We start from the raw sequence: 22,993 nt of genomic DNA on the forward strand, positions 1-22,993 counted from the left end.
GTCCTGCATAATCAGGCCCGATCGTGCGCCCGGATCCGCCGGGAACACGCGCCGAACGCGCACCGGACGATCGACCAACTGAACGAACGACGACTGACCGACGACCGACCGACCGCGAAGTCGACGCGAAACCGAGGAGGACCGGCCGATGCCGGACCAGCACTGCCCGACGTGCGGCACCGCACGCTCCACCGGGTGCGGCTGCGTCCCGGACCCGAGCCTCACCGAGACCGCCGTCCTGCCGCACGTCGAGGGCCCGCCGCTGGTCCGCCCGTACGTTCCGCAGACCGCCGACCAGGTGGCCGACGAGAGCCACCCGAACGCGCCGGTGGTGGACCCGTTCGCGACCACGGTGCTGCCGCCGGTCCCCCCGGGACAGCCCGCCCCCGGGCAGCCGGCCGCTCCCCCGCTCGGACCGGACGCGGACGCGTACGCCACCACGGTGCTGCCGCCCGTCGCCCCGGGACAGGACCCCTTCGGGTCGGCGCAGGCCCCCTTCGGGTCGGCGCAGGCCCCGGCCGGCCCCGGGCAGGACCCGTTCGGCCCCGCCGCCGACGGCTACCCCAGCGCCTACCCCGAGGCCCACCCCGGCGGCCACGGGGACGCGTACGCCACCACCGTGCTGCCGCCGGTCCCGCCCGCCGGGCCGGGCGGGAACGAGATCGGCCTCTTCGCCTTCGGGCAGGCACCCGGCGCCGGGCAGGGCCCGGACGTCGCGCGGGCCCCGGACACGCCCGGGCCCGAGGGCGGCGGCCGGGCCGCCAGACGGGCGGCCGAGCAGGCCGAGCGGCGCCCGCTCGCCCAGCGCAAGGGGCTGCTCGCCGGGATCGGCGCCGCCCTGGTCGCGCTCACCATCGGCGTCGCGTACGCGGTGACGCCCTCCGCCGAACCGCCGGCCAAGCAGGCGCAGCCGCTGCCGACGAGCACCCTGGCGCCCGCCCCGGTCGACCCGCCGACGCTGGCGACGCCCGTTCCGACCACGGCGGCGCCGACCAGCGAGGCGCCCAGCCCGACGCCCACCGCCACCCGCAAGCCGAGCCCGACGAAGACGGTCACCCCGCCGCCGGCGGCCGCACCGACCACCGAGGCCCCGGCCGCTCCCCCCGCCCCGGCCCCCACGCCGACCGTTCCCCCGGCCCCCTCCCCGACCCCGACGCCCACCACCGCCCCGCCCCCGCGCGTGCTGCAGTCCGGGATGAGCGGGCCCGACGTGACCGCCCTCCAGCAGAAGCTCGCCGTCGTCGTCTGCTGGGCGAGCGTGCCGGTGACCGGGGTGTACGACGACACCACCGTGAACACCGTCGGCTACGTCCAGTGGATGTGGGCCGTCAAGGGGGACAAGCGGGGCGTCTTCGGCCCCAACACCCGTGCCGCCCTGGACGCCCACAACAGCTGCTGAGGCCGACGGGCGACACGCGGCGGACGGCGGACGACGGACGGATCAGCCGGTGATCGCCCCGAAGATGCTGATGCCCGCCAGCACCACCATGATCGCCGCCGCCACCCGGATGATCAGCTTCATCGGCACGTACTTGAGCAGCTTCTGGCCGCCCACGATGGCGATCCCGCCGACCGCGCACAGCGCCAGCCAGGAGCCGAGGCCGACGGCCAGCGGGTCGGCGTACTTGGCGGCCAGGTTGGCGGTCATGATCTGGGTCAGGTCGCCGAACTCGGCGATCGCGACCACCACGAAGCTGGCCCCGGCCACCTTCCAGAAGCTGTTCGAGGACGGCTCCTTGGCCGCGTGCTCGTCCTCGTCCTCGCCGCCGTGGAACAGCAGCATCGCCGCGCCGACCAGGAACAGCAGGCCGGTGACGCCCTCCACCCAGCGGTGCGGCAGCAGCGAGAGCAGGTGCCCGGCGGCGAGCGCGAGGCCCACCTGGAGGGCGAAGGCGGCGGCGATGCCCGCGAAGACGTAGCTCGCGCGGTACTTGGTGCCGAGCACCAGGCTGGCCAGCGCGGTCTTGTCCGGCAGTTCGGCCAGGAAGATGATGCCGAAGGTCAACGCGGCAACGGTGAGACTCATCAGGGGTTTTCCTCGGTCGGAGGCTGCCCGGCCGCCGCGGCTCCGTCAGGGGACGCTTCGGCCCGACAGCACTGGTTCATGGTCACAGCACTGCGGCCGAAGGTCTCGCCGGCACCGTTCATCGAGCGGTGCCCCGGGCGCCGGGCCCCTGGGGGCCAGTATGTCGACGGTCCGGTGGAGGGCTACTCCCCTTCAACGGCCCCAAGCGTACCCGACGGCGTCAACCGACCCCTCTCGGAAGAGCGACGAGGGCCGACGGGGACCGCCCCGCCTACCGGCCGCCCCCGTCCGGCTCGACCGCGACCAGCCCGCGCCCGACCAGTTCCAGCACCACCACGATCGCCACCGATTCCACCGCCAGCAACCCGATCAGCACGAACAGCTGCACCGCCCCCGCCTGGACCGGCGAGGACCCGCCCAGCAGCATCCCGACGAACGCCCCGGGCAGGGTCACCAGGCCGACCGTCCGGGTCTGGTCCAGCGCCGGGACGAGCGAGGTCGCCGCCGCCGTCCGGCAGATCTCCAGCCGGGCGTCGCGCTCCTCGAAGCCGAGCGCCAGCGCGGCCTCCACCTCGCCGCGCCGCAGCCGCAGCTCGTCCAGGGCCCGCCGCCCGGCCAGCGAGGTCGCGCTGAGCGCGCCGCCGATCAGGATGCCCGCGACCGGGATGACGGACAGGCCCTCGGCCGGCAGCAGTCCGACGCCCAGCAGCAGGGCGAGCACCGGCAGCACCCCGGCACCGATCGGGGCGGCCGCCCAGACCCAGCCCGGGCCCGGGGTCATCCGCCGGCCGGCGGTGCGCACCGCGACCGAGAACATCACCAGCACGAACAGCGCCGACCACCAGAGTGAACCGACCACCCAGCTGATCACCGCGGCGACGGCCGCCAGCTGCACCACCGCGCGCAGCCCGGCCCGCAGGACGGCGTGCCCGTGGCCGAGCAGGCCCCGCCCGGCCACCGCGACGGCGGCCAGCAGCAGCACCGCGGTGACCACCCCGAGCACCGGGGTGACCGGCAGCAGCTGGCCGCCCGACGCCGCCAGCGGCACCGGCATCAGATCCAGCTGGTGAACCACATCCGGTCCTGCCAGGACGACATCGGGATCACCTCCGCCGTGTACAGCGGGTAGAAGAAGGCGAAGCAGCCGACGATCGCGAGCACGACCGCCCCGGCCCCGATCGCCCCGATCCGGCGGCGCTCGGGGCTGCACCCGGCCGGGCCGAGGATCGCCCCGAGCATCTGGGCGACGGCCAGGCAGAGGAACGGCACCAGCACGACCATGTAGAAGGAGAAGATCGTCCGCTCCTGGTAGCGGAACCAGGGCAGGTAGACCGCGGCGACCGCGCACAGCACCGCGCCCGAGCGCCAGTCCCGCCGGAAGAACCAGCGCCACAGCAGGTAGACCAGCGCGAAGCAGGCCGCCCACCACAGGAACGGCGTGCCGAGGCCCAGGATCTGCGCCGCGCAGCCGCCCGAGGAGGTGCAGCCGTGCTGCCCGTACGGGATCTGCTCCCAGTACATCGAGACCGGGCGGCCGTCGACCAGCCAGGCGAAGGGGTTGGACTGGTAGGTGTGCGGGGTGCTCAGGCCGGTGTTGAAGTCGTACATCTGCGCGTGGTAGTGCCACAGGCTGCGCAGCGGCGCGGGCACCCAGCCCATCGGGACCTGCGGCAGCGGGATGCCGAGGACGCTGTCCGGGGAGAGCCCGGCGCGCCCGTCGGCCCAGTGCCGGTCGTAGCCGCCCCCGCCGTTGGCGCCGCTGCCTCCGGTGGCCAGCCAGCCGCTCCAGGCGCCGACGTACACCACCACGGCGGAGCCGACCATGGCGAGGAAGGCGGGGACGGCGTCCAGGCGCAGCATGGAGCGCCAGGGGCGGCGGGCGCCGGCCCCGCGGCGGCCGGACTGGTCCCACAGGACGGTCAGGATGCCGAAGGCGGCGAGGATCGGGGCGCCGTTCCACTTGACCGCGCAGGCGGCGCCGACGAACACCCCGGCGGCGATCCGCCAGGGGCGCCAGCCGAGCCGGACGGCGTCGGCGTCGGCCGCCCCGGCGAGCCTGGCGCGGACGTGGTCGCGGTCGACCAGCAGGCTGCCGAAGGAGGCGAGCACGAAGAACATCTGGATGCCGTCGAGCAGGCCGACCCGGCTCATCACCAGCTGGAGGCCGTCCACCGCCATCAGCAGCGCGGCGGTGCAGCCGACCAGGGTGGAGCCGAAGAGGCGGCGGCCGATCCGGGCGAGCATCAGCACGGCGAGGGTGCCGAGCAGGGCGGTCATGAACCGCCAGCCGAAGGGGTTGAGCCCGAACAGCTGCTCGCCGGTCGCCATCACCCACTTGCCGAGCGGCGGGTGCGCGACGAACTCGGGCGCGGAGCCCAGCGGGATCGACTGCGGGACGGAGAGGATGTCGGCGTTGGCGTGGTCCGGCCAGGTGCCCTCGTAGCCCTGCTGGAGCAGCGACCAGGCGTCCTTGGGGTAGTACGTCTCGTCGAAGACGAAGGCGTTGGGGTGGCCGAGGTTCCAGAACCGCAGCAGGCCGGCGAAGAGCGCGACGGCGATCGGTCCGAGCCAGCCGGAGCGGTCGGCCGCCCAGCGGACCAGGCCCCCGCGCGGGGCCGGGGCCGGGGCGGCGGAGGTCGGGGCCGCCGGTGGGTGCGTGAGCGCCGCTTGCGTCATAGCCTCGCCGATTTCGCCTGTCTGCTCTGCCCGGGGCCTGGCTCCGCCCGGGTCGCGCCGCGCCCGCCGGGGCCGGGCGGTCAACAGCCACTGACACTATGTGGCGGTGCCCGCGAAGCCAAGCGCGACGGGCGCCGACCAGGTGACCTGGTCGGCGCCCGTGACGAACACCCGTGCGGGCCGTTCCGCTACGCGGCGGTCTGCAGTTCCCGGACCGGGACGGCGTGGACCACGGCCGGGGCCGCGTTGTCCTGCTCCGGCGTGAGGTACGGGCGCAGCCTCAGCGCCAGGACGACGATCAGCACCGTGGAGCCCGCCATGGCCGCCAGGTAGAGCGGCCAGGCGCCGGAGCCGACCAGCAGCACGCCGACGGCGGGGCCGACCGCGATCGCGATCTGCTTCACCAGGGAGTACCCGGCGTTGTAGGTGCCGAGCAGCCGGGCCGGGGCGAGGTCCGCGACGATCGGGCCCATGGTGGGCGCGAGCAGCGACTCGCCGACGCCGAAGAGGGCGTAGATCGAGACGATGGCGACCGTGGCGGCCATGGTCTCCGTCCGGATCAGGCCGGCCACCAGGGCCATCGCCCAGGCGCCGAGCCAGACCACACCGGCCGCGGCCATCGCGGTGGTGCGGCGGCGGCGCGCGGTGATCCGCACCATGAACATCTGCAGCACCACGATGGTCAGCGCGTTGGCGCCGATCGCGAAGCCCAGGGTGGAGGGCGCGGTGCCGACGGTGGAGGTCGCGAAGGCCGCGACGCCGGACTCGAACTGGCCGTAGCAGGTGAAGAAGATCAGCCCCGCGAGCAGGCAGAGCCGCAGCATCGCCTTGTCGGCGACCAGGGCGCGCAGGCCGGTCGGGCCGTCGGCCTTCTCGTGGACGGCGGTCAGCTGGACCTTGGATATCCGGGCGGTGCCGGTGACCAGGGCGAGGCCGAGGAACGTCGCCGCCTCGATGGTGAACAGCCGGGTGAGGCTGGCCGGGTCGGACACGTTCACGATCTGCCCGCCGACCAGCGCACCGATGCCCATGCCCAGGTTGACCAGGGTGAACTGGAGCGCGAAGGCACGCGAGCGGGTGGCGGCCGTGGAGCAGCGGACGATCATCGTGGCGAGCGCCGGCTGGCAGGTGGTGACACCCGCGCCGAACAGGAAGGCGGAGACCAGCAGGGCCGGGGTGCCGGTGGCGTGGCCGAAGGCGAACGCGCCGGTGGCGGCGAGCGCCGTACCGGCCAGCAGCACCGGGCGGGGGCCGTACTTGTCGATGCCGCGGCCGATGAACGGGAGGACGGCGAGGGCCGCCAGCGCGAAGAGGGTGAACACCATCCAGGCGACCATCGATCCCAGCCCGCGCACCTGGTCCACGTACACGAACATGTACGGCATCGTGAACCCGCTGCCGAACGCACTGAGTGCGTTGCCGATCTGGACGCGGCGCAGCGGGCCGCCCGCTCCACGCCGCTGCCTCTGCTGCTTCACCGTGCCGGTCACCGTGCACATCCCTTCCTGGTTTCAACTGGATACTCTTAAGTCCAGAAGATTTCAGAGCTAAAGTTTGACGAGATAAAGTCTTAGCACCGGAAGAGTGCGGAGTCAAAGGCTTAAGGGGTGCACGCTCGTGCGACACTGGTCCGCATGACTACGGACAAGCCGCGGCCGGCCACTGACAAGCCCGCCCCGGCCACCCCCCTGGAGTTCGGCATCGCCGAGCAAGTGGCCCTCTACCAGCGGGAGTTCCCCACGGTCGACCCCCAGGTGGAGACCATCGTGCAGACCCTCAACCGGGTCTCCCGGCGGATGGGCGTGGCGTACGACCGCCAGCTGACTGTGCTCGGAATCACCTCCGCCGAGTGGGAGGTGCTCAAGGCCCTGGTGGTCGCCGGCAGCCCGTACCAGCTGGGGCCGGGCGAGCTGGCCAAGCGGCTCGGGCTCACCCCGGCGGCGATGACGCACCGGATCGACCGGATGGTGGCCGACGGCCTGGTCACCCGGGAGCGGGACGAGAACAACCGGGTGCGGGTGATCATCGAGCTGACCGAGACCGGTCGGGACAAGTGGCTGGAGTCGATGCGGATGGCGGCGGTGTTCGAGGAGGAGCTGCTCCAGGACGTCGCGGGCGAGGACCGCGCCGCGCTCTCCGCGATGCTGGGCCGGATGCTGCGGCGGATCGAGGAGAGCCGGCCGGACGCCCCCGGCCGCACCGCCGGCCAGGCGTAGCCCGGCACTGGGAACACAAAGGAGCCCGGGGCCGGGAACGCGGACGAGTCCGGCCCGCCGGGAGGATGATCCTCCCGGCGGGCCGGACTCGTCACTTCAGGTGCCGCGAGGGTCCGTCAGGCCCCTCGGTCAGTCGGTGGTGCGGGTCTCAGCAGGGGCCGTTGTCGGTCCAGACGCCCCACTGGCCGCTCTGGCTCGGGTCGTCGCCCTTGGTCCACCACTTGTTGGTGTAGTAGTGGCCCTTCCACGAGACCTTGGTGCCGCCGGCCGCGTAGGTGGTGTTCGCGTCCCAGCTCGGGGCGGCCGGGCAGGAGGCCGGCGTGGTCGGGGTGCCGGTCGGGGTGCCGGTCGGCGTGCCCGTGGGGGTCCCGGTCGGGGTGCCGGTCGGCGTGCCGGTGGGGGTGCCGGTCGAGGTCGGGGTCGGCGTGCCGGTCGGCGGGGCCGGGCAGGCGGACGCGGAGCCGTTGGTGGCGCTCACCATCTTGTCGAACAGGGCGGTCTTGGTGCCCAGGTCGTACAGCGAGAAGGCGAAGGCGCCGCCGAGGCCGTTGCAGTGCGCGTAGTCGAGCTTGGCCTGGATCGACTTGGCGTCCTCACCGCTCCAGAAGGTGTTGCCGTCGTAGAAGTACGTGGCCTGGGCCGCGTCGTCCCAGAAGGTCTTGGACGGGTTGTCGACGAAGCCCGCGAGCTCCTTGAACATCTGGATGCCGGGGACGTTGCCGGACATCGCCGCGCCGGCCGCCGGCTGGGTGGCGGGCTGGTACAGGCCGTGCTTGCCGTTGTCCTTCACGCCGGTCCAGCCGCGGTAGTAGAACGGCACACCCATGTTGATCTTGTTGGCGGGGAAGCCGCCGGGGATGCCGTACTCCTTGTCGCCGACCGTCCACGCCTTGATGGCGTTGTCGATGGAGTACTTGCCGTTGCCCGGCTTGGCCGGGGTCGACGGGTCGTCCGGGGTCGAGTAGAGCGCGGCCTGGTGGTTGGTCGGCCCCTGGGCGTCCCAGCCGCCGTGCATGTCGTAGGTCATGACGTCGAGGAAGGTCAGGTACTGAGCGATCTTGTCGGTCTCGACGTTCATGATCTTGTCCTGGCCGGCGCCGACCGCCGCCGCCAGGGCGTAGGTCTTCTTGTCGGCCGCGCCCTGCGCGTCCAGCTGGGTGCGGAACTCCTTCAGCAGCGCGGTGAAGTTCTGCTTGTCCGCCGGGCTGGAGATGTTGCCGGTGTGGCCGCCGCCGCCCGGGTACTCCCAGTCGATGTCGATGCCGTCGAAGACGCCGGCCGCCGAGCCCGGGCCGCCGAAGCCGGCGTCAGCGGGCAGGTTGCCCTTGATGAACATGTCGATGCAGGACGACACCAGGTGCTTGCGCGAGGCGTCCGTGGCGGAGGCCGGCGAGAAGTACTTGGAGTAGGTCCAACCGCCCAGCGAGAGCAGGACCTTGAGGTTCGGGTTCTTCGCCTTCAGCTTCTTCAGCTGGTTGAAGTTGCCCGCGATCGGCTGGTTCCAGACGTCGCCGACGCCGTCGACCGAGATGTCCGCGCCGAAGCTCTTCTGGTAGTCGGCGAACGCGTCGGCGGCGCCGTCACCCGCGTTGGGGTTGTTGTCGTTCGTGTCCGCGGCCTTGGTGGCCTCGAAACACCCCAGGTCGGTCGGGTGGATGTTGGCGAAGTCGTAGATCAGGTAGTCCAGCTTCCCGGCGACGCCGGTGTCCTGGATCGTCTTGGGGTAGTACGCGTTCGCGTAGACCGACCACTGGTCGTAGTAGGCGACCTTGATGCCGCCGCTGGTGGCGGGCGCGCCGGTGGAGTTGGTGGTCGCGGCGTTGGCCGCGGCGCCGCCGGTCAGCGCGAGACCGGCGCCGAGCAGCAGGGAGGCGGTGGTGCCGGCCGCGATGGCGGCCAGGCTCTTGGGACGGCGTCGGCGGCCGCCCTGCGGAGCCGGGGTCCCGGCCCTTTCAATGCGTGAGCGCAGCATGGGTGCGTGACTCCTGGTTGTGGGGGTACCCGCCGTCCCGGGGGCGCGCGTCCGGGGTGGGGCCGGACGACCGGGACATGACAGGCATGGGTGGGGAATCGAGCGGATCAGACCATGACGGACTACCGGGATGTGCCGAACCGGCGCCGGCAGCACGAGGCCGCCGACGCCGGTTCAGGGGCTCCCTGCACCTGGGCAATAAAAATGGACTAGACCAACTCGCCCGTCAAGGGGTGCTGTTGGGCCTTGAGCCCCGCTTAAGGTTCCGCACCCGCGCTGAGCTGGGCGGCCAGGTCCAGACTCAATAGCGGACGGCGTTGGCCACCTCGGCCTTGACCGTGCCGGACAGGTCCCGGTTGGCGTGCCCGGTGGCCTGGGCGCTCTGCCCGGCGGCCACGTCCTGGACGGTCACCGCGGTCGCGTCCAGCACCTTGCCCGACTCGTCGGTGAAGTCCAGCTGGATCACGTACCGGTACGACTGCTGCCCGTGGTTGGTGACGGTCAGCGACACCTGCGGCTTGCCGTCCGAACCGGTGCTCACCGCCCCGACCGCGACGTCCCCCTTGGCGTCCAGCCCGCCCTTGATCCCGGCGACGGCCGAGGAGGCCGCCGACACCGCCGCCGAGGCCTGCGCCTCCGCCGAGGCGATCGCCGCACCCGCCCCGCCGGCCACCGAGGCCAGCGCCGAGGCGGCGGAGGCGGCGGCGCTCGCACCCCGCTCCACCGCGGCCGCCGCCCCGGAGGCCACACTGCTCGCGCTCTGGCCGGAGGAGCAGCCCGCGAGCGCCGCCGCTCCGACCACCGCGGCGGCCAACACCCCTGCCACCGCCCGCTGTTGGCGGCGCAGCGGCGGTGCGTCCAGGTCCTGGGCGGTGGCCCTCGGCGGGGTACAGGCCCTCGCGCGGGTGAGCGGCTGGCGGTCCATGCGGTCCCTCGTTTCCGGTCGGCGCCGGGCTGCCCGGCACACCTCCCGGCCCACCCTCCGAGGGCGGGCGGGCCTCCGCCAGCAGGGCTGCTGCCTCCGGGTGAACCGGCCTGCGGGACCCGCCTCCGCGAGGGGCCCTACGAGAGCCCCGAGCCCTCCTGCTCGTCCGCCTCCACCGCGGCCCGCTCCTCGCGCAGCCGCACCTGGTGCCGGCGCCGGGCGACCGCGCCGTACGCCCCGGCGGCGCTCGCCACGAAGGCCACCAGCCCGACCCACGGCCGGTCGAAGACGTGGCCGGTCAGGTGGTCCAGCGAGTACCGGCCGGCACCGGCCAGGCCGATCGCCAGCCCGGTCGCGCCGAGGAAGGCCGGGTACTCGTAGCCGCCGGACATCGCGAAGAAGCCGGCCGGGGCGTGCACCGACACCGCGCCCGCCATCGTCCCGGCCACCACCGCGCCGGCCGCCGGGGTGGCCAGCCCGGCCACCAGCAGCGCCCCGCCGCCCGCCTCGCCGAGGCCGGCCGCGAGCGCGCTCTCCCGGGCCGGGTGGAAGCCCATGTGCTCCATGGCCTGGGTGGTGCCCTCCAGGCCGCCGCCCCCGAACCAGCCGAACAGCTTCTGGGTGCCGTGCGCGATCAGCACCCCGCCGACCGCGCCGCGCAGGGCCAGCAGGCCCAGGTCCTTACGGTTCAGGCACATGTCGCATCCTCGCTTCCGCGGCGGGCTGGTCCCGCTCGCTGGCAGTCCTGCCTCCATAGCAACCGAGAGCGCCCGTCCCTTCGAGCCGGGACCGCCATCCGGGCGAATTCGCCCCCGACCAGGAATGGAACGGCCGCCGGGGAGATTCACGCCACGCCCGGCCGCGGGGCGTGGCGCCCCGGCCGCCCGGGGCCGCGCGGTCATGCTGGGCCCATGTTCGTCTTCAACCTGGGCAGCGCCTTCATCACCTTCTTCGCCGTGGTCGGTCCGCCGAAGACCCTGCTGGCCTTCGCCCGGCTGGCCGGGACCAGGAGCAACCTGGAGCTGCGGCGGCTGGCGGCGCTGAGCACGGCCATCTCGGCGGTGATCGGCCTGGTGCTCGGCTTCGGGGCCGACGAGCTGACCACCCTGTTCCACATCAGCGACCAGTCGCTGCAGCTCGCGGGCGGGGCGATCTTCTTCGTGTACGCCGTCGCGCTGGTCTTCGGCATCCACCTCGGCTCGGACGGCGAGGAGGACGAGCACCTCGCGAACCCGCTGGTGGACGGAATCCGCGAACTGCTGCTGCCGTACATCGCCAGCCCGCTCGCCATCACGGCCGTCCTGGTCGCCTCGCTCAACCAGGACAACTGGGGCTGGAAGGCCGCCGTCTCCGGGGCGTACGTGGCCGTCGCGGTGATCAACTACCTCTGCGTGGCGGTGCTCGCCCCGCTGATGCGGCGCACCCACCGCACCTCGCTGGAGGTGCTGTCCCGGCTGCTCGGGCTGCTGCTGGCGGCGGTCGGCGTCGAGCTGTTCCTGGAGGGCCTGGCCGGGCTCGGGGTGCACCTGCCGACGGGGCACTGACCCCGACCCGCCCCCAGCCCCCGCTCAGCCCCGCTCAGCCCGCCGCTCAGCCCGCCGCGAGCCGGGCCAGCACCCCGCCGATCCGCTCGCGCACCAGCGGGTCGGCGACCAGCCCGTCCGGGCCGACCGCGCCGCGCTCCAGCGGCAGCCGGACGCAGGCCTCGTCCAGCACCGCCGCACCGGTGTAGCCGAGGACGGTGCGCAGGGTGGCCTCGGCCCCCAGGCCGCGGCCCGGGCCGGCGGCGTTGATCCAGCCGGTCGGCTTGTCCGAGATCTCGACCCCGCCGACCGTCCAGTCCAGCAGGTTCTTGAACGCGCCCGGCAGCGTCCCGGCGTACTCGGGGGTGCAGACCAGCAGCGCGTCGGCCGCCCCGATCGCGGCCCGCAGCCCGGCCACCGGCTCCGGCAGCGGGTCGGTGTCGTGGTCCGGGTTGAAGTGCGGCAGCCCGGCCAGGCCCTCGTAGTAGGCGGCCCGCAGGCCCGGGGTGGCGGCCGCGACCGCGGCCGCGGTGCGCAGCACCGTCTCGTTGGTGGAACCGGCCCGCAGGCTCCCGGGCAGCAGCAGGATGTGGCGCTCGTTCGGCATGCCGGGCAACCTACCCCTTGACGTCCGCGTCAGGGCCGGCCGGCCGCGGTGCCGCGACCCGACCGCGGCCCGACCGCGGCCCGCCGGCGCTCAGTGCGGCACCACCGGCCGCCAGGGCACCGGGCTGGAGAGGATCATCGAGCTGGACGGCTGGCCGTAGCCGCCGAGCCGGTCGCACACCGCCTCGAACTCGGCCATCGTCGACACCGCGACCAGCAGCACGCAGCACGCCCCGCCGGTGACCCGGTGCAGCTGGACCACCTCCGGCCAGGTCGGCACCTCCGGGTCGCGCAGCACGCAGCGCGGGCCGTAGCACTGGATCTGGACCAGCGCGGTGATCGGCAGCCCGGCCCGGGTGAGGTCCACGTGGGCGTGGTAGCCGCTGATCACGCCCTCGGACTCCAGCCGGCGGACCCGTTCGGCCACCGCGGGTGCGGACAGGCTCACCCGGCGGGAGAGTTCGTTGTACGAGAGCCGGGCGTCGGCCTGGAGCTCGGCGAGCAGACGGCGGTCGACGGCGTCCAAGGCGGCCTCCCGGGTGGTCGGGATCAAGGGATTTCCATTCGTAAAGCGAATCGGCTGAACGCCTCGCGAACGACAGCTCCGAAGGCGGTTGTGATGCCCGTCGACCATTCAAGCGGGGGGCACCGCCGCCGCACAATGGGCACCCGGTGGAACCCGGCAGTCCGGCTGGTCCACCGGACCGGGCGACGCGGCCCGGAGGATCTGGAGGGATCGGGATGGGGCACGACACGGTGGAGACGCCCAACCTGTCGTTCGGCCGGGGCGGAGCGCCCGGCCGGGGCACCCCGTACGCCGAGTACGTACGCCTGGAGGAGCTGCACGGCCTGCAGCACCCGCGCAGCAAGGAGCCGGCCGAGCTGTCGTTCATCGTCACCACCCAGGTGATGGAGCTGCTGTTCGACCTGCTGCGGCACGAGTGGACGCTCGCCCGGCAGGCGCTGCGCGAGGACGACCTGGCCGCCGCCCTGGCCGCGCTGCGCCGGGGCACCCACGTCCAGGACGTGCTGGTGGAGTCCTGGGACCTGCTGGCGACCATGACCCCGCACGAGTTCAACTCCTTCCGCTCGCTGTTCGGCGAGGCCTCCGGCTTCCAGTCCGCCGCCTTCCTGCGGCTGGAGTTCCTGCTCGGCAACAAGAACGCCGCGCTGCTGGCGATGTACGACGGGATGCCCGACACCCGGGCCGAGCTGACCGAGGCACTGCGCTCCCCCGGCCTGTACGACGAGGCGCTGGCGCTGCTGGCGCGCCGCGGCCTGGCCCCGCACCGGGCCCCCTCCGAGCAGCGCTACCAGCCGTCCGCGGAGGTCGAGGCGGCCTGGCGGCGGGTGTACACGGAGCCGGAGCTCGCCGCGCTCCGGCCGCTCGGCGAGGCCCTGCTGGACGTGGCCGAGCGGGTCACCCGGTGGCGCCAGCGCCACCTCTCGGCGGTCAAGCGGACCATGGGCGGCAAGCCCGGCTCGGGCGGCTCCAGCGGGCTGACCTGGCTGCGCAAGTCGGCCGAGCAGGACGTCTTTCCGGAGCTGTGGACGATCCGGGACGGGCTGTGACGGGCACAACGGGTACGGAACGGGCCGGACAGAGGATGACGAGGGAGGGACGGGCAATGACCACGCGCGAGGACTGCGCGGCGCTGGACGCCGCCGACCCGCTGGCGGCGTTCCGCAAGGAGTTCGCCCTGCCGGACGGGGTGGTCTACCTGGACGGCAACTCGCTGGGCGCGCTGCCGGCGCGCACGCCCGAGCGGGTGCGCCGGGTGGTCGAGGAGGAGTGGGGCCGGGAGCTGATCCGCAGCTGGAACGACGCCGGCTGGTTCGAGCAGCCGTACCGGCTGGGGCGGCGGATCGCGCCGCTGGTCGGCGCCGCTCCGGCGGAGGTGGTCGTCTGCGACACCACCTCGGTCAACCTGTTCAAGGTGCTGTCGGCCGCGCTGCGGCTGCGCCCTGGCCGGCGCACGGCGCTCGGCGACGCCGAGGCCTTCCCGACCGACCTGTACATCGCCGAGGGCGTGACCGGCCTGGTCGAGGGCGCGCGCAGCGCGCTGATCCGCCCCGAGGAGCTGGACCGGCACCTGGACGAGGACGTCGCCGCGGTCGTCCTCTCGCACGTCGACTACCGCACCGGCGAGCTGCTGGACATGCCCGGGATCACCGCCCGGGTGCAGGCCGCGGGCGCCCTGATGATCTGGGACGTGTGCCACTCCGTGGGCGCGCTGCCGGTCGGACTCGACGCCGCCGGCGCGGACTTCGCGATCGGCTGCACCTACAAGTACCTGAACGGCGGCCCCGGCTCGCCGGCCTTCCTGTACGTCGCCGAACGGCACCTGGCGGCCGACCCGCTCCAGCCGCTCAGCGGCTGGTTCGGCCACGCCCGGCCGTTCGCCTTCGAGCCCGGGTACGAGCCGAAGCCGGGCATCGGCCGGTTCCTGACCAGCTCGCCCTCGCTGCTCGGCCAGGCCGCCCTCGGCGCCTCGCTGGACATCTGGGAGCGGGTCGACCTGGCGGAGGTGCGGGCGAAGAGCCTGGCGCTGACCGACCTGTTCGTCTCGCTGACCGAGGGCCTGGACGGCGTCGAGGTGGCGACCCCGCGCGAGCACGCCCGGCGCGGCAGCCAGGTCGCGCTGCGGCACGCCGACGGCTACCCGGTGGTGCAGGCGCTGATCGAGCGCGGGGTGATCGGCGACTTCCGCGCGCCGGACCTGATGCGCTTCGGCTTCACGCCGCTCTACCTGTCGTACACCGAGGTCTGGGACGCGGCCCGGCAGTTGGCCGAGGTGCTGGAGAGCGGCGAGTGGCGGGCGGAGCGCTTCTCCCGCCGGGGCGAGGTGACGTAGCCGGCCGGGAGGGCCGGCCCCCGGAGCGGCGGCACGACCCGGGGGCCGCCGTGACGCAGCTCATGCCCGGGCCGAGTTCGACCTCCGTCGTCCTTGGGGATGCTCAAGGCTGACGGAACGTCACACCCTGGGGAGGCGTGCGTGAACCTCGAACTCGGCCCGCTCAAGCCCGAACCGGCCCCGCTGCTGCTGGGCCTGGCACTGCTCTTCCTGCTGATGTGGGCGCTCGGCCGCCGTCTGCTCCCGCGGATCGAACGGGTGCAGTCCGAACGCTGGGAGGCCACCGAGGGCCGCGCCGAACGCGCCGAGGCCCTGCTCGCCGAGGCCGAGGCCACCCGGGAGGCCCGACTGCTGGAGCTGGCCGAGGCACGGCACGAGGCGGCCCGGATCCGGGAGGAGTACGCCGAGCGCGGCGCGGCGGCGATGGTCGCGGCCCGCGCGGAGGGCATCCGCGCCCGGGACGAACTGCTCACCACCGGCCGCGCCCGGATCGCCGCCGACCGGGCCGAGGCGGCCCGCGTGCTGCGGCAGGACGTCGGCGAGCTGGCCGTCGCCCTGGCCGGCCGGGTGATCGGCGAACCGGTGCACGCCGTCGCCGCGCGACGTCGCACGGTGGAGCGCTTCTTCGAGGCGAACTAGCGTTGCCGGAACTTCAGTTCGTCAGCTCCTGGACCAGCCCGCGGTAGACCGCGAAGGCCGGCTTGGGCGTGTAGTCGTCGCGCAGCAGGCCGAAGCGCGGGAACAGTCCGGCACCCGCGCTGTCCGCGTCGCGCAGCGCGAAGAACGCGTAACCGGTGACGTGGAGTTCGGCGGCGAGCCCGGCGACCGTCCGGACCACCTCCGCCACCACCTCGGCCTGCCGCGCCTCGCTCCGCCCGGGGCCGGTGGGCCAGCCGTTCTCGCAGATCCGCAGCGGGACGTCCGGCCCGATCCCGGCCCGGGGCAGCGCGTCCCGACGGAAGCCGGTGAGCACCGCCCGTACCGCGTCGGCGAGTTGGGACGGCTGGACGGGGCGGAAGACGTCCGGGAAGAAGTCCAGGCCGACGTAGTCCAGGGCGCGGTGGAAGCGCTCGTCGGCGAGCTCCCCGAGCTCGGTCCAGAAGGTGTCCGCGGGGTCGAAGGAGGGCACCGCGTTGAAGCCGACGGCCAGCCGGTCGAATCCGTGGGCCAGCGCCTCCTCCTTGGCCGCGACCACGCCCTCGACCAGCGCCCGGCGGACGTTCGGGATGCTGCCGTCCACGGGCGGGAGGTCCAGGTTGGGCTCCTCGCAGATCTGGAGCAGGGCGAGGCGGTGCCCCTCGGTCCGGACCGTCCGCCGGACGAAGTCCAGCCAGCCCGCCAACTCCCCGCTCCGCTCCCGGTACTGGACCACCAGGTCGAGCCGGCGGCCCTCGACGGCGTACCGTTCGGGCCGCTCGGGGGTGTGCTCGCCGCCCGGGTACGAGCGGTAGGCGCGGACCAGGAACTCCCCTGCACCGCCCTGGAGTTCGCGCAGGGCGGCGGTGATCCGGGCCGGGTCGTCGGGGCGGGCGGGGGTGATCACGCCGGTGTCGTCGCCCGCCAGCCCGCCGGGGTAGATGCCGAAGGTGAAGGTCATGCCGTCACCGTAGCGGATATTTTTGGTGTCACCACAAGTTTTCAGTGACACCATGATTGGCGGATAGGATCCGGCCATGGGACTTCGCGAACTCAAGAAGCAGCAGACCCGGGAGCTGCTCTCCGACACCGCCATGGGCCTGTTCGCCGAGCGCGGCTTCGACCGGGTCACGGTGGTCGAGGTGGCCCGGGCCGCCGGGGTCTCGCCGAACACGGTCTTCAACTACTTCCCGACCAAGGAGGACCTGTTCTTCGACCGCCAGGAGGAGGTGGTCGCCCACCTGGCCGAGGTGGTCCGGCACCGCCCCCCGGGCAGCTCGGCCGTGGACGCCGTCCGGGCCGACCTGCTGGCGGCCTTCGCGAGCGGCGAGCCGACGGTCGGGCTGAACCCGGGGATCGCGGCGTTCTGGCGGATCGTCGAGGACAGCGCCGCCCTGCGGGCCCGACTGCTGGAGCTCGGCGAACGGGCCGAAGCGGCGCTGGCGGCCGCCCTGGCCGAGGAGACGGGCGCCTCACCGGAGGACCCGCTCCCCCGGATCGTGGCCGGAGCCGTCGCGGGGGCCCACCGGGCGGTGCTCGGCGAGATCCGGCGGGCCATGGTGGCCGGGGAGCCGACCGAGGCGGTACGGACCCGGGTCGAGTCGGCGGTGCGGCGGGCCTTCGGCCTGCTCGCCTCGGGCCTCGCCCACTACCCGGCCGAGCGATAGGCGGCCGGACCGGGGGAAACCCGCGGCGCCGGGGACGGGAACGGCGCAGGCCGCCCGGTCGGGGTCGACTCGGGCGGCCTGCACCGCTGTCCGGCTGATCAGTTCGTCAGTTCGTCAGTTCGTCAGCCGTACGGTCCGTCAGCTGTGGCGGCCGCGGCGGCGGGCGGCCAGTACGGCCAGACCACCGAGGCCGAGCAGGCCGACGCCCGCCAGGCCGAAGACCACCGGAGCGTTGCCCGCACCGGTGGAGGGCAGCTCACCGCCACCGGGGTGCTGGCTGGTCGGCGCCTTGGTCGGGTGGTGACTGGTCGGACCCGGACCGGCGCTCGACGTCGTCGCACTGGCCGACGGCGAGGTCGGCGCCGGAGAGGTCGGCGCGGGAGACGTCGGGGACGGCGAGGTCGGGGACGGGGAAGTCGGCGACGGCGACGTGGGAGACGGCGACGTGGGAGACGGCGACGTCGGACTCGGCGAGGTCGGACTCGGCGAGGTCGGCGAGGGGGACGGCGTCGGTGAGGTCGGCGACGGGCTGGGCGTCACGGCGCAGTCCGGCAGGTCGCCGTCGAACGGGTAGCTGTGGATCTCGTAGCCGCCGGTACCGGTGTGGACCAGGTTGCCCGCCAGGTACACCCGGCCGTTCATGCCCGGCTGGGCGATGGTCGTGGTGCCGCCCGGGTTGCCGGCCATGACCGAGCCCTGGAACTGGGCGCTGCCGAGGATCTGCGCCGAGGTCGCGGTCGGGAAGTTGTACATCAGCTTCGAGCGCATGTCGGTGGTCTGGTCCCCGGCCAGGCCGGTGCCGGTGTAGGTGTTGATGATCGGGCTGTCCCCGAGCATGTTCACCACGACGGTGGCGCCGGCCGGGATGTTGTTGAAGACCAGGCCGATCTGCCCGCCGGACGGCGAGGCGAGGTTCTGGGTGACGTTGAAGACCTGCTTCATGCTGGTCCCGTCGCCGGTGAAGGTCGCCTGGCTCGGGGAGATGTCGACGGTGCCGGTCGCGGTGGCCCGGCCGACGCAGTCGGAGACCTCCTCGATCTGGGTCAGCACCGACTGGTAGGGCGCGGCCGCGTTCGGGTCCTGGATCGACTCGCCAGTGGGGTCGATGTTCACGGTGCCGGTGACGGAGCCCGCGTGGCGCAGGTTGCCGAAGGCCGGGCCGTGCGAGTCGCTGCCGCCGATCAGGATCGCGTTGCCGGTCAGCACGTCGACGTTGCCGCCGGTGGTCACGAAGTCGCTGCCGTTCGGCGGCACCACGCGCGAGCCGACGCCGACGACGCCCATGTTGTAGATGCCGCCGCCGTTCTTGTCGACGGTCAGGTTCCCCAGCGTGACGATCTTGCCCTCGGCCTCCGCGGCGCGGCCGGTCACCGTGTAGTCGCCGCCGGTGAAGACGTTGATGGTGGCGTCGCGGCCGGGGAAGTCGCCGTTGTTGGGCGGCGGCCAGGTGGCGGGGCAGTCGGGCCCCGAGCAGGCGCCCAGCGGCGGGGCCAGCGGGGCGGCGGAACCGACCGTCAGCACCGCGGCCAGCGGCAGCGCGGTGAGGGCGGTCGCCACCGCCACCCGGACGGCCCGGCGCCTTCGTGTGGCCGGTGTTCTCACGGCGGTCGTTCTGTGATCCGGCGAACCGGTGGCCTGACCCATCGACAATTCCTCCGTGCATGAGAAAAGGACAGGCCGGGACGACCTGCCATGTTCCGTGCCATCTGCTGGCGATCTAACAGATCCGGGACATCCAACCCCAAAACGGACCATCCGCACTTTACAGACCCTCAGATCGGATCCGAAATTCATCCGTACGGAGCAGCGCTTCCTCGGGCGGGCGCCGACGGACGGCAAGGCCCCAGGGCGTGTCTTCGAACTCGCGTCGCCCCGCAGACGCGAGTTCGAAGACAGGCCCTAGGTTGGAGGCATGACCACCGAGGCCCAGGAACAGAGCGCGCCGCTCGTCGCCGTCGCGTCCGCCGACGCCGTACTGCGGCACCCCGAGGCGGGCGAGCACCTGCTGACCGCCATGGAGCGGGAGCGCGCCGCGCGCTTCCGGCACGAGTCCGGGCGGACCGACTTCACCGCCGGCCACGTCCTGGTCCGGCTCTGCGCCGCCCGGCTGCTCGACGTGCCGGCGGCCGGCCTCGTCCTCGCCCAGCAGTGCCCGGACTGCGGGCTCGCCGACCACGGCAAGCCCTACCTGCCGGACCACCCCGGGGTGCACGTGAGCCTGTCGCACACCCGGGGCGTGGTCGCGGCCGGCGCCGGGTTCCAGCCGATCGGGGTCGACGTCGAGCTGTCCACCCGGGGCGGCTCGCTGCGCTCGGTCGCCCGCCGGGTGCTCGCCCCGGCCGAGCTCGCCCTGGTCGAGGCCGACCCGGAGCCGGAGCGGGCGTTCCTGCGGCTCTGGGTGCGCAAGGAGTCGCTGATCAAGATCGGGCGGGCCACCCTGGACACCCTCGGCCGGGTCGACCTCTCCGCCCTGCCGCTGACCGTCCCGCCGGGCGCCCCGCTGCGCAGCCGGTACGAGGACCTGCACCTGCTCGACTGGACCGACCCGGAGCACGCCGCCGCCGTCGCGGCCGTCAGCACCGCCCCGCCCCGGATCGTGCAGCTCACGGCGGCCGGCTGAGCGAAGGGGGCGGGGCGCCGGGCATCGGCGGGCTCCGGCGGCGGGCTCCGGCGCCCACCCGCGCGGTGGGCCGGTGAATAAGCGGTGTTAGCGTGCCTGGTCGTGGGCCCGCCGATCGCGTGCGCCCCGCCCCCAGCCGACCAGCTGCCCACCGGAATTCAAGAGGGTGCCCCGCCATGGCCAAGTTCCTGCTGAGCCTGCACGTCCTCGTGTCGGTCCTGTTCATAGGCCCGGTCGCGGTGGCCGTCAGCATGTTCCCGCGCCGGGCGAAGGCCGCGCTGGCGGGCGGACCGGACCGGGCCTCCGACGCCGGCGTGCTGCGGGTGCTGCACCGGATCACCCAGGTCTACGCGCTGCTCGGGGTCGCGGTGCCGGTGCTGGGCATCGGCCTGGCCCAGGTGATGGACGTGCTCGGGCAGTCCTGGGTGATCGTCTCGATGGTGCTGACCGCGATCGCCGCGCTCTCCCTCCTGCTCTTCGTGCTGCCCGGCCAGCAGGCCGCCGTGGACGCGCTCGAACTCGACCCGTCGGACGAGCGGCACGCCAAGGCCGTCGGCGGCCTGAAGCTGCTGCCGATGACCGCCGGGGTGTTCAACCTGCTGTGGGCCGTGGTCGTGGTGCTCATGGTCATCCGCCCGGGGTCGAGCACCGGCGTCTGAGCCCCTGATCCCCCGGGCCCCGGGCTCCTTGTCGCCTGGTCCCCCGCGCCCCCTCCCGCCGACCGGGGTGGTTCGAGTACCGTCCTGGGCCATGACGATCATGGCGGGCATGGGCAGCCCGACGGGAACCGGCGTCGGTCCGCTGCTGCGCGGCTGGCGGGTACGACGGCAGCTCAGCCAGCTGCAACTGGCACTGCGGGCGGACTCCTCGGCCCGCCACCTCAGCTTCGTCGAGAACGGCCGCTCCCGCCCCAGCCGGGAGCTGGTGCTGCGGCTGGCCGAGGAGCTGGACGTCCCGGTGCGCGAGCGCAACGCCCTGCTGCTGGCGGCCGGTTACGCCCCGCACTACCCCGAGACGCCGCTGGACGACCCGTCGATGGCCGCGCTGCGCGGCGGGCTGGAGCGGCTGCTGGCCGCCCACGACCCGTACCCGGCGGTCGTGGTCGACGGGTCCTTCCGGGTGCTGGCGGCCAACCGCTCGCTCGGACTGCTCCTGGACGGCGTCGCCCCGCACCTGCTGGAGCCGCCGTTCAACGCGATCCGGATCACTCTGCACCCGGACGGGCTCGCGCCGCGCATCGTCAACCTGCGGCAGTGGCGGCGGCACCTGCTGGAGCGGATGGAGCGGCAGCTGGAGCTGGTCCGCGCCGAGCCGCTGCGCCGGCTGTACGAGGAGGTCCGCGGCTACCCCGAACCGGCCGGCGACCCGGCGGACGAGCCGGCCGACGACCGGGTGGACGGGCCGGCCGCGTACGGGTCCCCGTTCGCGCTGCCGCTGCGGATCCGGTACGAGGAGCGGGTGCTCTCCTTCCTCTCCACCATCGCGACCTTCAACACGCCGCTGGACGTCACCGTCTCCGAGCTGGCCATGGAGACCTTCCTGCCGGCCGACGCGGAGACGGTGCGGTTCCTGCAGTCCGTGGTCGGCCCTGAGCGCTAACCCTGCTGCCGGGCCCGGCGCCGCAGGGCGGTGAACTGGAGGACGGCGAACAGGGCCACCGCCGCGGCCTGCACCGGGATCCAGACGAACCCGGCGGTGGTCGGCTCCAGCCACGCCTCCATCGCGACCAGGCTGAGCACCACCCAGGCCAGGTTCACGCCGATCACCGCCCGCACCCCCGGCCCCGGCGGCTGCCGCCGGGCGGCCAGCGCGCCGACCGCGAGGGCGTACCCGAGGAGGAGCAGCCCGACCTCGACCAGGGTGGTGCGGCCCGCGCCGAGCAGTTCGCCGAGCGGACCGGAGAAGGCCAGGTAGGCCAGGCCGTTGCCGCCGGTCACCAGGGCGTCCAGGGTCAGGGCGCCGCGCACCGTCCACGGGGAGAGAGCGGAACCTGGCCGGGCGGGGCTGAGGGTGTTCGCGTGGGCGGACATGGCGGATCGCCTCCTGTCGGGGGTGGGCCCCGGGACCGTGGCGGCCGCACCGGGTGCCCCCACCCTGCCCGGCCCGGCGGCGGGCGTCGATTACCCCGCAGGTAAGGGCGGGCGCCCGCACGGGCACGGTCGTCGGGCTACGGCCGCCGGGCCACGGGCACCCGGGCTACGGCCGCCCGGGCGGCTGCCGGAGCAGGACGCCCGCCCGCTTCACCGCGCGGGCGGTGATGGTGGTCTCCGCCCGGGTGACGCCGAGCGGTCCGAGGGTGTCGGTGAGGAAGCGGTAGAGCTCGCCGTGGTCCGGGCAGAACACCGTGGCCAGCAGGTTGGCCGGGCCGCTGGTGGCGAACACCCCGTGCACCCGCGGGTGGCGGGCCAGCACCGTGCCGACCTCGGCGATCCGGCCGGGCGGCACGTCCAGCCAGAGGTTGGCGTCCACGGCCAGGCCGAGCAGCCGCGGGTCCACGGTGGCGTGGGTGCGCAGCAGCCCGGCCCCGTCCAGCCGGTGCAGCCGGCGGCGCACCGTGGACTCGGGCGCGCCCACGGCCGCGGCCAGTACGGCGTGGGACTGCCGGGCGTCCTCGCTGAGCCGCTCCAGCAGCGCGCGGTCGAGATCGTCCAGCGGCGGGGGCGCGGCGGGGCGCGGGACGGCGGGCCGGGCGAGCGCGGCGGACTCCTCCCCGGTCAGGTACCCGGCCCGCCACTGCCCGGCGTCGGCGAAGGCGTGCAGCACCGCGTGGGTGGTGGTCTCGGTGACGGCGCCGGTCGCGGGCAACTGCCCGTACAGCAGCCGGTCGCGGGAGCCGGCGTCGGTGAGCACCACGGCCCCGACCTCGTGGCCGCCGAGCATCACGTCGACGAACGGCACGTCGGGGCGGTCGGCGAGGGCCCGCGCGATGGCGTCCACCCGGCCGCTCAGCACCCGGACCCGCAGCAGCAGCGCGCCCACGGCGGCGTCCTCGACGTCCGGCAGCCGGACCACCCGCAGCACCCCGGCCTGCCGCATCCGGCCCAGCCGGCGGGTGACCGTCCGGGCGGAGACGCCCAGCACCTCGGCGATCCGGCCGGGCTCGGCCCGTCCGTCCACCTGGAGGGCGCACACCAGGCGGCGGTCGAGGGCGTCCAGCATGCTGTCCGGATCGGCGGTGGAGAGGTCCATGGTGTCCGATCCCCGCCACTTCCGGCGGCTGCTGCGTCCTGTTCGGCAGCCCTGACGGTACTCCTTGTCCCGGGCGGCCGGA

General features: G+C 73.9%; 23 protein-coding genes. 10 read left to right on the forward strand and 13 right to left on the reverse strand.

Annotated elements, in window-relative coordinates; genetic code table 11:
* The first annotated feature begins 148 nt into the window (after window positions 1-148).
* Complete coding sequence (locus ACFVU7_RS02510; RefSeq protein WP_388043924.1) at window positions 149-1,399, forward strand: hypothetical protein; 1,251 nt, start codon at window positions 149-151, stop codon at window positions 1,397-1,399.
* Between the two features lie 42 nt (window positions 1,400-1,441).
* On the opposite strand, the gene ACFVU7_RS02515 is transcribed toward ACFVU7_RS02510, so the two are convergent.
* The 4 genes from ACFVU7_RS02515 to ACFVU7_RS02530 all read right to left on the reverse strand — a co-directional run bounded on the left by ACFVU7_RS02515 (window position 1,442) and on the right by ACFVU7_RS02530 (window position 6,192).
* Window positions 1,442-2,029 carry a TMEM165/GDT1 family protein gene (locus tag ACFVU7_RS02515; RefSeq protein WP_049656026.1) on the reverse strand — a complete coding sequence of 196 codons (588 nt, stop codon included), beginning with the start codon at window positions 2,027-2,029 and terminating at the stop codon, window positions 1,442-1,444.
* Window positions 2,030-2,297: 268 nt separating this feature from the next.
* The gene (locus ACFVU7_RS02520; RefSeq protein WP_074000810.1) at window positions 2,298-3,080 is read right to left on the reverse strand and encodes an ABC transporter permease; all 783 of its coding nucleotides are present in this window, start codon (window positions 3,078-3,080) and stop codon (window positions 2,298-2,300) included.
* Window positions 3,080-4,702 (reverse strand): dolichyl-phosphate-mannose--protein mannosyltransferase, encoded by a 1,623-nt coding sequence (locus tag ACFVU7_RS02525; RefSeq protein ID WP_388043926.1) that lies wholly within the window; start codon window positions 4,700-4,702, stop codon window positions 3,080-3,082. The genes ACFVU7_RS02520 and ACFVU7_RS02525 overlap by 1 nt, the downstream gene beginning before the upstream one ends.
* Window positions 4,703-4,890: 188 nt before the next feature.
* On the reverse strand, window positions 4,891-6,192 hold the full coding sequence (locus ACFVU7_RS02530; RefSeq protein ID WP_234348552.1) for an MFS transporter: 1,302 nt from the start codon (window positions 6,190-6,192) through the stop codon (window positions 4,891-4,893).
* Window positions 6,193-6,336: 144 nt separating this feature from the next.
* Here ACFVU7_RS02530 and ACFVU7_RS02535 point away from each other — a divergent pair, with 144 nt between their 5' ends.
* A complete protein-coding gene (locus ACFVU7_RS02535; protein ID WP_380782763.1) occupies window positions 6,337-6,918 on the forward strand; it encodes a MarR family winged helix-turn-helix transcriptional regulator in 582 nt (193 codons plus the stop codon).
* 148 nt (window positions 6,919-7,066) lie between these two features.
* Here ACFVU7_RS02535 and ACFVU7_RS02540 read toward each other — a convergent pair whose 3' ends face one another.
* The 3 genes from ACFVU7_RS02540 to ACFVU7_RS02550 form a co-directional block, all read right to left on the reverse strand.
* A complete protein-coding gene (locus ACFVU7_RS02540) occupies window positions 7,067-8,890 on the reverse strand; it encodes a glycosyl hydrolase family 18 protein (RefSeq protein WP_079271742.1) in 1,824 nt (607 codons plus the stop codon).
* Window positions 8,891-9,191: 301 nt separating this feature from the next.
* On the reverse strand, window positions 9,192-9,815 hold the full coding sequence (locus ACFVU7_RS02545; protein ID WP_388043928.1) for an FxLYD domain-containing protein: 624 nt from the start codon (window positions 9,813-9,815) through the stop codon (window positions 9,192-9,194).
* Between the two features lie 137 nt (window positions 9,816-9,952).
* The gene (locus tag ACFVU7_RS02550) at window positions 9,953-10,513 is read right to left on the reverse strand and encodes a DoxX family protein (protein WP_049660922.1); all 561 of its coding nucleotides are present in this window, start codon (window positions 10,511-10,513) and stop codon (window positions 9,953-9,955) included.
* 213 nt (window positions 10,514-10,726) lie between these two features.
* Between ACFVU7_RS02550 and ACFVU7_RS02555 the strand changes: the two genes are divergently transcribed.
* Complete coding sequence (locus ACFVU7_RS02555) at window positions 10,727-11,359, forward strand: MarC family protein (RefSeq protein WP_388043930.1); 633 nt, start codon at window positions 10,727-10,729, stop codon at window positions 11,357-11,359.
* A gap of 46 nt (window positions 11,360-11,405) precedes the next feature.
* Here the strand turns inward: ACFVU7_RS02555 and ACFVU7_RS02560 are convergent, their stop codons facing one another.
* Both ACFVU7_RS02560 and ACFVU7_RS02565 read right to left on the reverse strand, forming a co-directional pair.
* Window positions 11,406-11,945 (reverse strand): NADPH-dependent FMN reductase, encoded by a 540-nt coding sequence (locus ACFVU7_RS02560; RefSeq protein WP_074000809.1) that lies wholly within the window; start codon window positions 11,943-11,945, stop codon window positions 11,406-11,408.
* Between the two features lie 90 nt (window positions 11,946-12,035).
* Complete coding sequence (locus ACFVU7_RS02565; RefSeq protein WP_234348510.1) at window positions 12,036-12,497, reverse strand: Lrp/AsnC family transcriptional regulator; 462 nt, start codon at window positions 12,495-12,497, stop codon at window positions 12,036-12,038.
* Window positions 12,498-12,685: 188 nt separating this feature from the next.
* On the opposite strand from ACFVU7_RS02565, the gene ACFVU7_RS02570 reads away from it, so the two are divergent.
* From ACFVU7_RS02570 to ACFVU7_RS02580, 3 genes are all read left to right on the forward strand, one after another.
* Window positions 12,686-13,516 carry a tryptophan 2,3-dioxygenase gene (locus ACFVU7_RS02570; protein ID WP_388043932.1) on the forward strand — a complete coding sequence of 277 codons (831 nt, stop codon included), beginning with the start codon at window positions 12,686-12,688 and terminating at the stop codon, window positions 13,514-13,516.
* Between the two features lie 56 nt (window positions 13,517-13,572).
* A complete protein-coding gene (gene kynU, locus ACFVU7_RS02575; RefSeq protein ID WP_388043934.1) occupies window positions 13,573-14,799 on the forward strand; it encodes a kynureninase in 1,227 nt (408 codons plus the stop codon).
* A gap of 141 nt (window positions 14,800-14,940) precedes the next feature.
* Window positions 14,941-15,438 (forward strand): F0F1 ATP synthase subunit B, encoded by a 498-nt coding sequence (locus tag ACFVU7_RS02580; RefSeq protein ID WP_158077659.1) that lies wholly within the window; start codon window positions 14,941-14,943, stop codon window positions 15,436-15,438.
* Window positions 15,439-15,451: 13 nt separating this feature from the next.
* Here ACFVU7_RS02580 and ACFVU7_RS02585 read toward each other — a convergent pair whose 3' ends face one another.
* Entirely contained in the window at window positions 15,452-16,396 is a 945-nt protein-coding gene (locus ACFVU7_RS02585) for a hypothetical protein (RefSeq protein WP_380743180.1), read from the reverse strand.
* Window positions 16,397-16,472: 76 nt separating this feature from the next.
* Here ACFVU7_RS02585 and ACFVU7_RS02590 point away from each other — a divergent pair, with 76 nt between their 5' ends.
* Window positions 16,473-17,102: a TetR/AcrR family transcriptional regulator gene (locus tag ACFVU7_RS02590; protein ID WP_388043936.1), complete on the forward strand. Its 630-nt coding sequence runs from the start codon at window positions 16,473-16,475 to the stop codon at window positions 17,100-17,102.
* Between the two features lie 138 nt (window positions 17,103-17,240).
* Here ACFVU7_RS02590 and ACFVU7_RS02595 read toward each other — a convergent pair whose 3' ends face one another.
* On the reverse strand, window positions 17,241-18,704 hold the full coding sequence (locus ACFVU7_RS02595; RefSeq protein ID WP_159028540.1) for a choice-of-anchor A family protein: 1,464 nt from the start codon (window positions 18,702-18,704) through the stop codon (window positions 17,241-17,243).
* 310 nt (window positions 18,705-19,014) lie between these two features.
* On the opposite strand from ACFVU7_RS02595, the gene ACFVU7_RS02600 reads away from it, so the two are divergent.
* The 3 genes from ACFVU7_RS02600 to ACFVU7_RS02610 all read left to right on the forward strand — a co-directional run bounded on the left by ACFVU7_RS02600 (window position 19,015) and on the right by ACFVU7_RS02610 (window position 21,321).
* Window positions 19,015-19,722, forward strand: a complete 708-nt coding sequence (locus tag ACFVU7_RS02600) for a 4'-phosphopantetheinyl transferase family protein (protein ID WP_388043939.1) — start codon at window positions 19,015-19,017, stop codon at window positions 19,720-19,722.
* Between the two features lie 176 nt (window positions 19,723-19,898).
* Window positions 19,899-20,381, forward strand: coding sequence for a membrane protein (locus tag ACFVU7_RS02605; protein WP_049654835.1), 483 nt, complete (start codon window positions 19,899-19,901; stop codon window positions 20,379-20,381).
* A gap of 91 nt (window positions 20,382-20,472) precedes the next feature.
* A complete protein-coding gene (locus tag ACFVU7_RS02610; protein ID WP_388043941.1) occupies window positions 20,473-21,321 on the forward strand; it encodes a helix-turn-helix domain-containing protein in 849 nt (282 codons plus the stop codon).
* Here ACFVU7_RS02610 and ACFVU7_RS02615 read toward each other — a convergent pair.
* The gene (locus tag ACFVU7_RS02615) at window positions 21,318-21,752 is read right to left on the reverse strand and encodes a hypothetical protein (RefSeq protein WP_388043943.1); all 435 of its coding nucleotides are present in this window, start codon (window positions 21,750-21,752) and stop codon (window positions 21,318-21,320) included. The genes ACFVU7_RS02610 and ACFVU7_RS02615 overlap by 4 nt on opposite strands.
* A 166-nt stretch (window positions 21,753-21,918) precedes the next feature.
* Window positions 21,919-22,911, reverse strand: coding sequence for an Lrp/AsnC family transcriptional regulator (locus ACFVU7_RS02620; RefSeq protein ID WP_388043945.1), 993 nt, complete (start codon window positions 22,909-22,911; stop codon window positions 21,919-21,921).
* Window positions 22,912-22,993 lie beyond the last annotated feature (82 nt).

The organism is Kitasatospora sp. NPDC058046, assembly GCF_042885595.1.
Taxonomy (GTDB): domain Bacteria; phylum Actinomycetota; class Actinomycetes; order Streptomycetales; family Streptomycetaceae; genus Kitasatospora.

What these genes read in the sequence shown, in the direction of transcription:
- ACFVU7_RS02540 (WP_079271742.1), bottom strand. Translation starts at nt 8,890, where the DNA reads ATGCTGCGCTCACGCATTGAAAGGGCCGGGACCCCGGCTCCGCAGGGC.
- ACFVU7_RS02590 (WP_388043936.1), top strand. Translation starts at nt 16,473, where the DNA reads ATGGGACTTCGCGAACTCAAGAAGCAGCAGACCCGGGAGCTGCTCTCC.
- ACFVU7_RS02560 (WP_074000809.1), bottom strand. Translation starts at nt 11,945, where the DNA reads ATGCCGAACGAGCGCCACATCCTGCTGCTGCCCGGGAGCCTGCGGGCC.
- ACFVU7_RS02585 (WP_380743180.1), bottom strand. Translation starts at nt 16,396, where the DNA reads ATGACCTTCACCTTCGGCATCTACCCCGGCGGGCTGGCGGGCGACGAC.
- ACFVU7_RS02570 (WP_388043932.1), top strand. Translation starts at nt 12,686, where the DNA reads ATGGGGCACGACACGGTGGAGACGCCCAACCTGTCGTTCGGCCGGGGC.
- ACFVU7_RS02525 (WP_388043926.1), bottom strand. Translation starts at nt 4,702, where the DNA reads ATGACGCAAGCGGCGCTCACGCACCCACCGGCGGCCCCGACCTCCGCC.
- ACFVU7_RS02600 (WP_388043939.1), top strand. Translation starts at nt 19,015, where the DNA reads ATGACCACCGAGGCCCAGGAACAGAGCGCGCCGCTCGTCGCCGTCGCG.
- ACFVU7_RS02510 (WP_388043924.1), top strand. Translation starts at nt 149, where the DNA reads ATGCCGGACCAGCACTGCCCGACGTGCGGCACCGCACGCTCCACCGGG.
- ACFVU7_RS02620 (WP_388043945.1), bottom strand. Translation starts at nt 22,911, where the DNA reads ATGGACCTCTCCACCGCCGATCCGGACAGCATGCTGGACGCCCTCGAC.
- ACFVU7_RS02605 (WP_049654835.1), top strand. Translation starts at nt 19,899, where the DNA reads ATGGCCAAGTTCCTGCTGAGCCTGCACGTCCTCGTGTCGGTCCTGTTC.
- ACFVU7_RS02610 (WP_388043941.1), top strand. Translation starts at nt 20,473, where the DNA reads ATGACGATCATGGCGGGCATGGGCAGCCCGACGGGAACCGGCGTCGGT.
- ACFVU7_RS02535 (WP_380782763.1), top strand. Translation starts at nt 6,337, where the DNA reads ATGACTACGGACAAGCCGCGGCCGGCCACTGACAAGCCCGCCCCGGCC.
- ACFVU7_RS02520 (WP_074000810.1), bottom strand. Translation starts at nt 3,080, where the DNA reads ATGCCGGTGCCGCTGGCGGCGTCGGGCGGCCAGCTGCTGCCGGTCACC.
- ACFVU7_RS02545 (WP_388043928.1), bottom strand. Translation starts at nt 9,815, where the DNA reads ATGGACCGCCAGCCGCTCACCCGCGCGAGGGCCTGTACCCCGCCGAGG.
- ACFVU7_RS02615 (WP_388043943.1), bottom strand. Translation starts at nt 21,752, where the DNA reads ATGTCCGCCCACGCGAACACCCTCAGCCCCGCCCGGCCAGGTTCCGCT.
- kynU (WP_388043934.1), top strand. Translation starts at nt 13,573, where the DNA reads ATGACCACGCGCGAGGACTGCGCGGCGCTGGACGCCGCCGACCCGCTG.
- ACFVU7_RS02555 (WP_388043930.1), top strand. Translation starts at nt 10,727, where the DNA reads ATGTTCGTCTTCAACCTGGGCAGCGCCTTCATCACCTTCTTCGCCGTG.
- ACFVU7_RS02550 (WP_049660922.1), bottom strand. Translation starts at nt 10,513, where the DNA reads ATGTGCCTGAACCGTAAGGACCTGGGCCTGCTGGCCCTGCGCGGCGCG.